Source organism: Acetatifactor muris (assembly GCF_024623325.1).
GTDB classification, from domain to species: domain Bacteria; phylum Bacillota; class Clostridia; order Lachnospirales; family Lachnospiraceae; genus Acetatifactor; species Acetatifactor muris.
Window position 1 is genome coordinate 92,267 of the sequence record NZ_JANJZD010000012.1, and the last position, 13,385, is coordinate 105,651.

9 protein-coding genes are annotated in these 13,385 nt (G+C 51.2%); all 9 read left to right on the top strand.

The window, feature by feature from the left end; translation table 11 throughout:
• Positions 1-281: 281 nt before the first annotated feature.
• The 9 genes from NSB25_RS13215 to NSB25_RS13255 all read left to right on the top strand — a co-directional run bounded on the left by NSB25_RS13215 (position 282) and on the right by NSB25_RS13255 (position 13,372).
• Complete coding sequence (locus tag NSB25_RS13215; RefSeq protein ID WP_103240072.1) at positions 282-1,394, top strand: ATP-binding protein; 1,113 nt, start codon at positions 282-284, stop codon at positions 1,392-1,394.
• Positions 1,355-3,868 (top strand): DUF5682 family protein, encoded by a 2,514-nt coding sequence (locus tag NSB25_RS13220; RefSeq protein WP_103240071.1) that lies wholly within the window; start codon positions 1,355-1,357, stop codon positions 3,866-3,868. Before NSB25_RS13215 ends, NSB25_RS13220 begins: the two co-directional genes overlap by 40 nt.
• Positions 3,869-3,904: 36 nt before the next feature.
• The gene (locus tag NSB25_RS13225) at positions 3,905-4,411 is read left to right on the top strand and encodes an NADAR family protein (RefSeq protein WP_103240160.1); all 507 of its coding nucleotides are present in this window, start codon (positions 3,905-3,907) and stop codon (positions 4,409-4,411) included.
• Positions 4,412-4,447: 36 nt separating this feature from the next.
• Positions 4,448-5,575: a VWA domain-containing protein gene (locus NSB25_RS13230; protein WP_103240070.1), complete on the top strand. Its 1,128-nt coding sequence runs from the start codon at positions 4,448-4,450 to the stop codon at positions 5,573-5,575.
• Positions 5,572-8,034: an SWIM zinc finger family protein gene (locus tag NSB25_RS13235; protein WP_103240069.1), complete on the top strand. Its 2,463-nt coding sequence runs from the start codon at positions 5,572-5,574 to the stop codon at positions 8,032-8,034. Before NSB25_RS13230 ends, NSB25_RS13235 begins: the two co-directional genes overlap by 4 nt.
• A gap of 19 nt (positions 8,035-8,053) precedes the next feature.
• A complete protein-coding gene (locus NSB25_RS13240; protein WP_306817603.1) occupies positions 8,054-8,527 on the top strand; it encodes a DUF3990 domain-containing protein in 474 nt (157 codons plus the stop codon).
• Positions 8,505-8,948, top strand: coding sequence for a hypothetical protein (locus NSB25_RS13245; protein WP_103240068.1), 444 nt, complete (start codon positions 8,505-8,507; stop codon positions 8,946-8,948). The genes NSB25_RS13240 and NSB25_RS13245 overlap by 23 nt, the downstream gene beginning before the upstream one ends.
• A gap of 62 nt (positions 8,949-9,010) precedes the next feature.
• A complete protein-coding gene (locus tag NSB25_RS13250) occupies positions 9,011-12,646 on the top strand; it encodes a DUF4132 domain-containing protein (protein WP_103240067.1) in 3,636 nt (1,211 codons plus the stop codon).
• A 24-nt stretch (positions 12,647-12,670) separates the two neighbouring features.
• A complete protein-coding gene (locus NSB25_RS13255; RefSeq protein ID WP_103240066.1) occupies positions 12,671-13,372 on the top strand; it encodes a response regulator transcription factor in 702 nt (233 codons plus the stop codon).
• The last annotated feature ends 13 nt before the right edge of the window (positions 13,373-13,385 follow it).

Consider the following 13,385-nt stretch of genomic DNA (forward strand, 5'->3'; position numbering starts at 1 on the left):
CTTCTCCGACGTCCCTTCGCTTTAGGAAAAAGGTCTTTGCTGGTCCTTGCGGAAAAACCGGCTCTGGCGGAAGCCCCCTGCTGGTCCTTGCGGAAAACCCGGCTTTGGCGGAAGCCCCCTGCTGGTCCTGGCAGGAATCCTGGACCTGGCGGAAGCCCCCCTGGTCCTGGCAGGAGGCTCCATCTCTTGTGAACGAAACATGAATTTTCTGTGCAAAATATGGAATATGACAGGAGAACGTGGTATAATTTTGAACAATAAAACTATGGAGGAGAGAAGCCATGGAACAGGAATTCATTAAGCCCCCGGTAGAGGTAAGATACAGAGAAGAACTGGAGGCGCTGAAAAATACGGACACAGGAAATAAGCCGGAGAGCTGGCAGATGTCTCCGAAAGCGGTGCGGACATTCATTCTGGGAAGCTCGAAACCGGTGGTTTACGCAGGAAAAGAATACCACATAGAGAAAAAATACTTCGGCAACGATGCCCTGGTGGAACGATGTATTGTGACTTTGGCAGGCAACCGGGGACTGATGCTGGTAGGAGAGCCGGGAACGGCCAAAACCATGCTGTCGGAGCTGCTGTCCGCCGCCATCAGCGGGGTGAGCACCAATACCATCCAGGGAACCGCCGGCACCACGGAAGATATGATAAAATATTCATGGAATTATGCACTGCTTCTGGCGAAGGGGCCCAGCAGGGAAGCCCTTGTGCCATCCCCGCTCTACATAGGCATGGAGAAGGGAATTCTGACCAGATTCGAGGAGATCACCAGGACCCCGGCGGAGATTCAGGACAGCCTGATCAGTGTGCTCAGCGATAAAGTGCTGAATGTGCCGGAGCTGGGAGACAGCGGTTTCCTTTTTGCCAGACCGGGTTTCAATGTCATCGGCACCGCCAACACCAGAGACAAGGGTGTCAATGAGATGAGCAGCGCTTTGAAGAGACGTTTCAACTTCGAGACGGTAATGCCTGTAAGAGAAGCGGCCATGGAGAAGCAGATTATTATGAACGAAGTCAATAAACTTGCTGCAGAGAGTCATATTGCCGTGGAGGCTGACGAGGATGTGGCAGAGATTCTGGCGTCCACCTATCATGAGCTGCGGGAAGGTGTATCTTCTTACGGGCACCGAATTGATAAGCCGTCCTCGGTGATGAGTACGGCGGAGGCCGTGTCTGTGTATTATCAGGCCATGATTACAGGCTATTATTACGGGGACGGGACATTAAGCATGGACAGTCTGGTTCAGAATCTGGTAGGAGCCGTGTCCAAAGAGAACAAGGATGACCTGGAAAAGGTAAAAGGATATTTCAATACGGTAATCAGAGACAAGAGCAGCAAAGAAGGTGGCTTATGGAAAGAATATTACGAAGCGAGAAAATGGCTGAGATAATCCTTCTCCCTGTCCGCCATCACAGTCCTGCCTGCGCTTATCATATCAGCCGGACCATTGAAAAGATCCTGCCTTCCGTTATCCTTGTGGAGGGACCGGAAAATGCCGGGCCGCTGATTCCGGTGATGGTGCACGAGGAGACGAAAGCGCCCTTTGCCATCTATTATTCCTATCATGACGAGTCGGGAGTGCTTTCGGAGGAGAAGGAACGATACAAATGCTATTATCCCTTTCTGGATTACTCGCCGGAGCTGGCGGCGCTGCGGGAAGGGAAAAAGTACGGGATTGACACGGCATTTATTGATCTGTCCTACGGAGATATTCTTGCGGCCTCTCAGGCGGGCAAGGGCCTGCTGAAGGAGGAAGAGGAGAAAAGCAATTATAACGATGATTATCTGCTTTCCCGGAATGAATATTTGAAGCGGCTCTGTGAGAAGGCGGGGCTTCGCAGCTTTGACGAATTCTGGGAGAAATATTTTGAGTTGAACGGGCTGGCGGAGGAAAGCGAAAAATGGTTCGATAATCTGCTGACCTACTGTGCTCTGGCCAGGGAGAACACGCCGGAAGAATCTCTGGAGGAGGAAGGCTGTCTGGCCAGAGAGCGGTTCATGGCGGAGCGGATTCGGGAGTATGCCAGCCGGAAGGCGGGGACGGAAGAGATTGTTCTGGTGGTGACGGGGGGCTTTCATACGCCGGGCCTGCGGACTCTGCTGGGCGGGCAGACGGACGGTGCGGTGATAATGGCCTGTGGGAAAGCAGGCGGAAATGCCGGCTCGGACAGCGTCATTGCGGAGAACCGCTCTTCTGGGCAGGAAAAAAGCAGGAAAGCAGGCAAAAAATCCGGAAAAGAGGGGAGGAAGGAGGCAAATTCGCCGTCAGGCAGAGTTCCGGCGAAGGACCAGGGCGTCTACCTGATGCCCTATTCCATGGAGGCGGCGGATGCGTTGAACGGTTATGCCAGCGGAATGCCCTTCCCCGGTTTTTATCAGAAAATATGGGCGGGGATACCGGAATCGGATACGCCCTATAAAGATGCGGTTCTGGATTTGATTGTCTCATCCGGCAAGGAGACCAGGCGGAAGGAAGGCTATCTCTCCACTTACGACGAAATCTGCGCCTGTTCTATGGCGGACGGACTTGCGGGCCTGCGGGGCAAGCGGGAGCCGGGGGCCTATGAGCTTCTGGATGCTGTGCTGGCCTCCTTTGTAAAAGGGGAATACACCATTGCCACGGATACGCCGCTGCGGATTCTGCGGAAGCAGATGACAGGCCGGGCTGTGGGAGCATTGTGCAGCCAGGCGGATGTGCCGCCTGTTATACATGATTTTGAGGCCCAGTGCAGGAAATTTGGCATCAAGACAGGCTCTACCCTGGAGGCGGAATCCACACTGTCCATTTTTTCCAATAAGAAGCACAGACTGCAAAGTATGTTCTATCACAGAATGGTGTGGCTGAATACCACCTTTGCCAGGAAAATAAAGGGACCCAACCTGCAGCTGAAAAAGGACAGAAATCTCATGCGGGAAATCTGGAAATATAAATGGAGCGCTCAGGTGAATTCCTCTCTGATCGAGGTGTCCGTCTACGGGGCCACCATAGAGGAGGCCGCCATCAGCCTGGTGCGGGAGGAATTGAAAAAGGACCTGGGGGCGAAGGAGAGCGTGCTTCTGCTGACAAGGGTCTTCGAGATGGGACTTCGGGAGCAGATGCAGGCGGTTTATGACAGAGTTCACGAGCAGATGATGGGGGACACGGATTTCTACTCTCTGGCTGAGGCAGTGCGGTCGCTGCTGATGATGGAGGAGCTGGGCCCCTTGTACGGGACGAAGCTGGAATTCGAAAGTCTGATTCATTTGGGCTGCCGGAAAATGATTACGCTTCTTCCTTCCATGACGGGAATCAAGGACGAGGACCTGAACGGGTGCATGAATGCTCTGAAGCTTCTGTATCAGATTACCGGGCGGGACGAAGCCGCGTACGGACAGGAGAGAGAGAGCTACTTTGCGGTGCTGGAGAAGATGACTTATGACAGTGGGATTCATGCGGGACTGAACGGATGTATTCAGGGCATTCTGTACGGAAGCGGAAGAGAGACTGCGGAAGCGGTGGAGAATGCCTGCCGGGGGTATCTCAGCGGTACGAAGGAACAGTTGATTCACACGGCGCAGTTTTTCAAGGGATTGTTTTTTACAGCCAGGGACCTGGTATTTATCGGGGATACGTTCATCCGGATGCTGGATGAATTTTACGGCCGGGTGACGGAGGAAGAGTTCATGGAGCTTCTGCCGGAGCTTCGCATGGCATTTACCTATTTCACGCCCAGAGAGACGGATAAGATTGCCGCAGCGGCGGCAGGCCTTCACGGAAAGGGCGGGAAGGACATTCTGGAGAGGACGGAGGTCTATCCCGACTGGTATGCATATGGAAAAGAGACGGATGAGTATGTGAAGGCAAGGATGGAGTCAGTAAATTAAGGTATGTAAAATGAAGTGTGGAAGGTGGGTTTTATTGTGAAAAACATTATATGCTTTCATAATCCTGATGAAGCAAACGGATATTTAAGTAATTGGTATCTTTCGGATTTTGGTGTGAACGGGATTCGATATTCTTCCATGGAACAGTATATGATGTATCAAAAGGCATTACTTTTTGAGGATATGGAGATTGCAGCACAAATATTGGACACAGCTGATGTGGGAAAAATCAAAGCATTGGGAAGAGCTGTTAAGAATTATGAAGATATTTTGTGGAATGGTATGCGTCAGCTTATTGTTTATCAGGGATTACTTGAAAAATTTCAGCAGAATGTGGAGTTAAAAGAGAAGCTTCTGGCTACGCGGAATCATATATTGGCAGAATGTGCAGTTCAGGACAGAATATGGGGAATAGGCCTTTCCATGAAGGATGAAAGCCGATTTGATCTGAACAGGTGGAAGGGGCAGAACTTATTGGGTTTTTCCTTAATGAGGGTGCGTGCAGCATTGGAACACTCTTCCGAAAGGGAAGACAAAAAATGAGACAACATGCTTAGAGGATGGAAAAGGAACAAAGACATGGCTGACGAACAGGAGATTTTAAACCGGTGGAGACTCGTTCTCGGGAAATATGCCTCGGGGCAGATTGACTTTTCCGGGGATGGAGTGCAGTTTATGGATATGGAGAATGTGCTGGACTATCTGTATTCCAGAGAGTACGGCGACGAGCAGGAGATACGCAAGGAGCGTTCGGGAGGAAGCGAAGGCTCTCAGCTCACGGTGCCTTACTGGCTTCGGCAGATTAAAAAGCTGTTCCCGAAGCAGACAGTGGAAGTTCTGGAGCGTCACGCATTGGAAAAATACGGGATGACCGAGCTGCTCACCGACCCGGAGGTGCTTAAGAAGCTGGAGCCCAACAAGGAGCTTCTGAAGACCATTCTTGAGCTGAAGCACATGATGAAGGGCGAAGTGCTGGTGATGGCAAGGGAGATCGTGCGGAAGGTGGCGGAGGAGATCAGCAGAAAGCTGGAGCAGGAGATAAGGGTGTCCTTTTTCGGCCAGATCAACCGTAACGCCAGCAGCCCGGTGAAGTCGGCCCGGAACCTGGATATCAGGAAAACCATCCGGATGAATCTGAAGAATTATGATGCTGAAAACAGACAGCTGGTACTGAAAAACGTGTATTTTAATTCCAGGATGAAGAAATACAATCAGTGGCGGGTGATAATCTGTGTGGACGAAAGCGGCTCCATGCTGGATTCTGTGATTCACAGCGCGATTATGGCGGGGATTTTTGCCAGACTTCCCATGCTGGACACAAAACTGGTGATTTTCGACACCAATGTGGTAGATTTAAGCGGCTATGTGGACGACCCTGTGGAGACACTGATGAGCGTCCAGCTGGGCGGGGGGACCAATATCGCCGGGGCACTGTCCTACTGTGAGGGGCTGATTGATTTTCCTTTCCGTACCATGGTGGTGCTTGTAACGGATCTCTATGAGGGCGGCGGATATCAGCGGCTGTACAGTACCGCCAGAGGAATCATCGAGAGCGGCGCCAGACTGGTGGTGCTGACGGCGCTGGACATGGATGCCAATCCGAATTATGACAGAAACGCGGCAGCCGCGCTGGCAGATATGGGTGCATTTGTGGGGGCCATGACGCCGGAGGAGCTGGCAGGCTGGATGGGGAAGATTATCGTATGAGTAAATGGAGAGACAGACTGGCCGATGTGGACGACGAGTATCTCATCGGCCTGAGTAATAAGGGAATTGTGAAGCGGGCTTACAAGGATAAGGAGGAAGTTCCGGCCAGCATCGGAGCCATGGAGGAAGATGCTTCCGTAACGGTGGGGGAGGAGACTGTAACAGTACGTTTCCCTCTGGGCGACAGTAAATGCAGCTGCCCTTCCAGAAGTATGTGCAGACACATTGTACAGGCGATTCTGGTGCTGAAGGAAAGCTGCCAGAAGGAAGGCGGCGCAGGAGAAGGCGGGACAGAAGCGGCTGGGACGGGAGAAAGCGGGGCAGATGGACAGGAAGCGGCTGAGTCCCAGGAAGTTCTGACAGCACCTGCGGAGGCGCAGAATGGCGGAGATGCTGCAAATGCCGGAGCACAGGGATGCGGGGATACCCTGACTGCCAGGGAAGGAGGCAGCGGGGAGGATACGGCCGGATCGGAGAAAGCATACAACATAGACGATGCAGATGGTAAAGCACAGCAGAATGGAATCAATGCGGCGGAAAGACAGAGCCCGAATGAGAAGAAGCAGACCATACTTATAAAGGAAATAACAGAATACCCCTTCGAAAAACTGAAAAAAACCCTGGGAACCCGTGGATTTCAGACCTTTGTCAATCAGGTCACGGCAAAGCAGCGACCTGAAATCCGATATTCCTCGGTGATTACGGTAAAGCTGCCGGAATACACGGTAAAGCTGCTGTCGCCGCTGGAGTATTCCACCTGTACCTGCCACAAAAAGGAACTCTGTGTACATAAGGCGTCTGCCATTCTATGGTGTCAGCTGGAGGCAGGAATTCTTACCGGAGAGAAGCTTCTGGGTGAAATCGGGGCTTCCGGACAGGCCATTGACATGGAGAAAGGAAAGGAAGCTGCCGCACAGATGAAGGCTTATCTGGAAGAGCTTTTCGGCACGGGGCTTTCCAGAACGTCAGAGGATGTGCCGGAGGACCTGGAGCGGCTGGCGGTCATCAGTCATAATGCGGGACTGGCCAGATTTGAGGGATATTTCAGAACCCTTGCCGATGCTTACGGCAAATATTTTAAGCGAAATGCCGCCTTGAAGACAGAGGACCTCATGGCACAGATGACACGGCTGTACCGGCGTGCAACCTTGCTTTCACAGGCGAAGGATGCCGGTGCGGTGATGAAGCTTGCCGGGGAATTCCGGGCAGATTATCTGCCTGTGGGGAATCTGGATTTGATCGGAATCGGCATGGAGCATTTCCAGAATCAGGCAGGTTACGCGGGAGAGACCATCTATTTTCTGGAAGAAAATTCCGGAAAGTGGTATACTTATACCAGTGCCAGGCCTATGTTCTACGATTCGGGACGGCGGGGCCGCTTCACGGAAAAAGGCCAGGCCCCCTGGGGAATCAATACTACCATGGAAAATCTGCTGAACCTGCGGATTCACTTAACCGGAGCAAAATGTGACGACAGGATGCGCCTTTCCTCCAGTCAGGAGACCAGGGGAGAGATTACGGGCGAGCAGAAACTGCGCACTTCCGATGTAAAGGGATGGTATTACAGGGATTTCGAAAAGCTTTTTCAGGAACAGATAGGAAAGCAGCAGACAGGGTGGCTTTTTGAACAGAGCACTTCCGGGGAGGAAGCGTCCGGCGGCGATGGTGGAAACAGCGGGGGCAGTACCCGGAAAGGTATGGAGCTGGTATTCGTCCGTCCTGCTTCCTGTGCGAAGGCAGAATTCTCCCGGACAGGACAGCAGCTGACTTTACCGCTTTATGACCAGGCGGGCAGAGAAGTTCTGGTGGAGGTCACTTATTCCAGACAGGAATCTTCCACCATCCGGTATCTGGAGAGAATTTCGGAGAAGAAGCTTCCCTGCTTTCTGGGGAAACTATACCTTCGAGACGGCCGACTGCGGATGTATCCGGTGGACCTGCCGGAAGTGGAGGAAGACGAGGATGCAATAACTGCAGGCCGTGAAGTGGCAATCGGCCTGGCGGACGCAAGTCAGGACAGTCAGAAGGAAGAGGCAGATGCGATGTCTGTGGGGGAAGACAGTACGGCAGTAAAGGCTGGCCCGCACCAGGAGGCAGAAATGGATAGTCAGGCCGAGACCGTGATCTCCGGCCGGAAGCCGAAGTACCAGGTGGTGGAAGAGATTTCGGAGGAAGTGAAAAGCCTGATGGAGGACCTGTACCAGAGCGGGTTTTATACGGTTCATGACAGCACTTTGAAGGATATCGGGAAAGCTGCGGAATTAACGGAAAGCTATGGCATGAAATGCTTATCGGGGCTGCTCTCAGAGCTGAGTCAGGAAATCGCCGCAGGGCGTCATCGGATGAAGCGCCAGAACGGACGGATGGCGGAGCTGTATACCGACATAAATGAGTACCTGTATCTCTGCAGGCAGAAAACCGCGTATGATCGGGGATGGGATTACTATAAAAGTGTGTGAAAGCTGAGGTGACGGACCTTTGATTCTATATCATGCAGGTAAAGAAACTGTTGAATTTCCAGAAGTACGCAAGACAAGGTATACAAAAGATTTTTCATGGGGATTTTACTGTACCAATAATTTTGAACAGGCGGTTCGATGGGCCAATCGGGGAGCAGGAGAACCGATAATTAATTACTATTCATATGAACCGGTTGATGGAGTGTCTGTATTAAAGTTCGATAATATGACAGATGAATGGCTGGATTTTATCGCAAAATGCAGAAGCGGAGGGACACATCAATATGACATTGTGGAAGGACCTATGGCAAATGATACTGTATGGAATTATGTAAATGATTTTCTGACAGGAAGAATAAGCAGAAAGCAGTTCTGGGCATTGGCAGAATTCAGATATCCCACACATCAGATCAGTTTTCACACTTTGTCGGCATTGAACTGCCTGATATTTGACAGGAGCGAGATCATTTATGACAGAAAAGGAAAGAAATGATTATTTTTATGTATGTTCCTTAATTGAATATACGGCGCGCCAGACGAAGAACAGACGGCGTGTAATAACGGAAGCACTGGGCAGAGAGGGAATTGAAAAGCAACTGCATGATGCGGAAGTCAATCACTGCCTTTCCTTTGAACAGGTGAGTGATGAGATAATAGAACAATATGAAATCCCCGGGGGAGATTTCGATACGATTACAGAATGTAAATATACGGTTCCTGGCTTTATGGACATCGGGAAATTGTATAGTATTATGATTGAAGATTGCGCGGTGCCTGGGAAAGAGGTGGAGGAGCTGCTGAAAATATTTAACTCTTTTATCAGTGATGAAATATCGGAATTTCAGACGGACCTTTATTACCAGAACCCGAGTTATCTGGAGTGGTCTTACAGGGAGGGGCATTTGCTGGACTGATTTTTCAAATACGCGCCAGGAAGCGCAGAACAGATATAAAATTAAATTTCAGGAGGAGAACCATGATTAATCCAAGAGACCAACGTATCACTAAAATGGTAGAACTTTTCGAACAGATGAATCTGTTCACGGCGGATGAGCTGACCCTGATAGAGGATTATCTCACCGGCGCCGCAGAGGAACAGGAGCTGGAGAAGCTGACCTTCCGGGACCTGTCCGGTGTGCCGCAGGATGTGGTGAATGCCATGGTTTCACTGTTCACGGATCTGGTGAACAAGGGCAGGGAAGAGAAGGAGAAGCTGGCCAATATTCTTTTTACCGCGGGCCAGTCCACCAGCAGCAATCTGTTTCCCAGCAACTATATTTTCTTTAACAAGAAAGAAACAGTGAACATGGAGATCCCCAAAAAGGTGACGCTTTTTGCTGAGAGAGCAGGTATGAATGAATACCAGATAAGCCGTTATTCCATACAGAAAATCATAGAAATTTCAGAAAATACTTCCGAAAATGTGAGAAAGGCTCTGGAGTATCAGAAAAGTAAACTGGACAACGGCAAAGTGCTGGTTCTGACGACTTATTTCAGGATGAAATACAGAAATCTGAAGCTGGTAGAAAAAGGAACAGAGGAGAAAAACGGCGGAATTCTGGCCGGCGTGAGCAAAATCCTGGGCGGTAAAAGCAGTGAGAAGGAAGAGGTCGTACAGATTGATACAAAAGACATGGAGCTTTTGAAGCAGTATGAAGACATTCTGGTGAGCAGTATCTGCAACCTCTACAAAAAACAGATGCCCCGGCTGGAGCTGGATGAAATCACCAACGCGGTGAATAATGACAGAGTGGATGGCAGAATCCTGAAAATGGCCCATGCCAATCTGCCTGTGGACCGTTTTATGCTGTGTATACTGGGAGGTACCGCTTTTGTCAATTATAAGCAGTCTGTGCGTCTGAAAAATGTGCTGAAGATATGTATTGCCGCCAATCCAAAGGAAATGCTGAATATTATGGACAACATGGATTTGCGGGGAGAGCTGAATCAGAACGGCGGAGACTATGACGAGGCATTTGGAATCGACAGCAGAAAATATATTATCTGGGCTGCGGAGAAGATGAAGACAGGGATTCTGAACGCGCAGTTTAAACGGAACAGAGAAGTCTATCTGGACTGTATGAATGCTGTGGATTTCGACGCTTATAATCGGATGAATGCCGTCATCCAGAAGCTGGATCCGTCCCTGTATAATGCGAAAAAAGCCACGGATATTCACAAACAGCAGACAAAGGTCATTGATGCCATTCTGCAGGTGCTGGATCCGGCTGTGAAAAATGTCGCCGGAGATTATCTGAATGGTACGACAGAGATTGAAACTCTTTATGCTTATGAGGATAAGCTGGAGCTCACCGGTTACCGCTGGGGCGGAAGGCACTGGAATATACTGCAGAGCTACCAGAGAGGCTATGGGTATGACGAGCTGAGCGACCGGTGTGAAGCGCTGCTGATGCTCTGCGGCGGTTATGCCAATACCGGCGGCTTCCGGGATGGCACCAATATTAAGACGGAGAATGTGGAACGGACTTTTGCGTCTGTGAATGCCAGGCATCTGGGGCTGAAATACCAGCTGAAGGGGTATGCGGATGCCTATGATGCATTTTATCTGGACAGGTGGAAGAATACTTTTGAAGCCGTGGGGAAGAAGATTTTCCTGGGATATCTGCAGGAGCGGCGTGAGGAGATGACAGCGGCCTTCCAGGGAGCAGGCAGTACCGGAAGAGTCTTCGGGCTTCTGGTGCTTTCCGAAGACAGGAAGGCGAATAAGGAAGCCATTCTCAGCTTTTCTCAGGACAGTGCGAAGACGGTGAAGGAAGCCCTGCTGAATATTTTGTATCAGGAAAAGGCCTGGGAGGAGGATGTGAAGAAGCTGCTTTCCTCTAAAAAGGCGGGAGAGCGGGAGATTGCTGTCCGGGTACTGACAGAGTGGGATAGTAAGGCATACCAGGAGATTCTCACGGAAGCGCTGGAAAAGGAAAAGAACGGCAAGGTCCGGACGCTGCTGGAAACTGTGCTCCATGTGGGCGGCGGAGAGTCGGAGAGCGGCAGCAGGACCCTGACCCGGGAGGATCTGGTAAAGGAGGCCCATAAGGGCAATAAAAAGCGTGGTCTGGCCTGGGCTTATGAGACACCTTTCTCCAAAGTACATACAAAAGCGGGAGAAGAGGCGCAAGAAGAATACCTGCAGGCCGTTCTCCTGAGCTATTCCTCCATGTCGCCCTGCGGGGTAAGTCCCAGTGCTGCTGCGCTGGCGGAGACGTTGGATGAAAAGGAGCTGGCGATATATGTCAATGAACTGTTTGACAAATGGATGGAAGCGGGGGCGGAGTCAAAGAAGCGCTGGGTGCTCTATGCGGCGGCTATCCACGGCGGAGATGAGATTGTGACAAAGCTTCATCACCAGATTCAGGAATGGCCTCAGGCGGCAAGAGGTGCCATTGCATCCGAGGCGGTACAGGCCCTTGCGTTGAATCCGAAGCCTCAGGCCCTGCTGATTGTGGACGGCATCTCCAGGAAGTTCAAGTTCAAGCAGATTAAGGCGGCGGCCGGAAAGGCGCTGGATTTCGTGGCTTCCCAGCTGGGAATCACCACGGAAGAGCTGGCGGACAGAATTGTGCCGGATCTGGGCTTTGATGAGAATATGGAGCGCTGCTTTGATTACGGAGAGCGGAAGTTTACCGTGACCATTACCACCGCGCTGGAAGTGGAAGTATTCGATGAGAGCGGAAAGAAGCTGAAGAATCTCCCTTCGCCCGGAAAAAAGGACGACGAAGAGAAGGCAAAGGCTGCCTATGAAGAATTCAAACAGATGAAGAAGCAGATGAAGGCCACGGTAAGCAGTCAGAAGATGAGGCTTGAGATGGCGCTGTCCACCGGGCGGCAGTGGAGCGTGGAGGCCTGGAAGAATCTGTTTGTGAAGAATCCGGTGATGCACCAGTTTGCCACGGGATTGATCTGGGGCATATACGAGGACAGGAAGCTTGTGTCTACATTCCGATACATGGAGGACGGTTCTTTCAATACAGAAGATGAGGATGAATTTGAACTGCCCGAAGGCGGGGAAGATTCCTCTCAGTATATCGGCATTGTGCATCCCATTGAGCTGACGGAGGATACCCGGAAAGCCTGGAAGGAGCAGCTGGAGGATTACGAGATTACCCAGCCCATCGAACAGCTTGACAGAACGGTATATTACAGGACGAAGGAAGAGGAAAATGAAAAGAGCCTTGAGCGTTTCGGCGGCTGTATTGTCAATGATCTGTCTCTGGGCGGAAAGCTTCAGACGCTGGGATGGTACAGAGGTTCCGTACAGGATGCGGGAGGATTCTACAGCTATTACAGAGAGGATAAGGAGCTTGCCATGGGGGTGGAGCTTCATTTCTCCGGCAGTTTTGTGGGTGGACAGAACGAGGATGTGACTGTGTATGAGGCCAGATTCTATAGTCTGGAAGGCACGGTGGTGAATGAGAAGGGGGAAGTGGTGCCGGCAGGGATTCGACGGGGCAGCTATGTGTATGACGAGGCGAATGATCAGAATTCCTGCTTCCTGAAGGAAGTGCCGGAGCGGTATTTCAGTGAAGTGGTTCTTCAGCTGGCCAAAGCCACCGCTTCCAGCAAGGAGAAAAATGTGAACTGGAAGTCGGTGCGGTAGAGAAATATAGGGGGAGGGTTGGCATTGCATTACGATTGTCTCATTATAGATGATGAAAAAATGCTGGCGGACAGCACGGCGGAGTACTTCAATCTGTTTGGCGTCAGCACGGCGGTTGTGTACAGCGCCGGGCAGTGTCGGGCATTTTACCGGGAGAACAGTGCCAGCCTTCTGCTGCTGGATATCAATCTGGGGGATGGCAGCGGATTTGCGCTCTGTAAGGAGCTGCGCGAGAAAACGGAGGTTCCCATTCTGTTCGTCTCTGCCAGAACCAGTGACGATGATAAAATTGTGGCGCTTCATATCGGAGGGGACGACTATATTCAGAAGCCCTATTCTCTGGGAGTGCTGCTGGCAAAGGTAAAGGTGGTGCTGAATCGTTTCGGAAAGCTGGAGTCAGAGCCGGGAGGGAAATCAGACAGCAAATACGTTGATAACCGGCTGACAGTGGATTTTAACATGCGGCAGGTGTTGGTGGAAGGGGAGTCAGTGAAGCTGACTTCGCTGGAATTCCGGCTGCTGTCCTATCTGATCAGAAATGAGAACCGTGTGATATCAAAACAGGAGTTGTTCGAAGAAGTATGGGAGGATAAATTCACAGGCGACGGGACGCTGAATGTGCATATCCGCAGGCTCAGAGAGGCAATTGAGCGGGAGCCGGGCAGACCGGAATACATCATTACGGTCTGGGGAGACGGCTATCGGTTCAGCGGGCAGAGGGAATGAAGAAATCGGCGGC

What these genes read in the sequence shown, in the direction of transcription:
- NSB25_RS13215 (WP_103240072.1), top strand. Translation starts at nt 282, where the DNA reads ATGGAACAGGAATTCATTAAGCCCCCGGTAGAGGTAAGATACAGAGAA.
- NSB25_RS13220 (WP_103240071.1), top strand. Translation starts at nt 1,355, where the DNA reads ATGGAAAGAATATTACGAAGCGAGAAAATGGCTGAGATAATCCTTCTC.
- NSB25_RS13230 (WP_103240070.1), top strand. Translation starts at nt 4,448, where the DNA reads ATGGCTGACGAACAGGAGATTTTAAACCGGTGGAGACTCGTTCTCGGG.
- NSB25_RS13235 (WP_103240069.1), top strand. Translation starts at nt 5,572, where the DNA reads ATGAGTAAATGGAGAGACAGACTGGCCGATGTGGACGACGAGTATCTC.
- NSB25_RS13245 (WP_103240068.1), top strand. Translation starts at nt 8,505, where the DNA reads ATGACAGAAAAGGAAAGAAATGATTATTTTTATGTATGTTCCTTAATT.
- NSB25_RS13250 (WP_103240067.1), top strand. Translation starts at nt 9,011, where the DNA reads ATGATTAATCCAAGAGACCAACGTATCACTAAAATGGTAGAACTTTTC.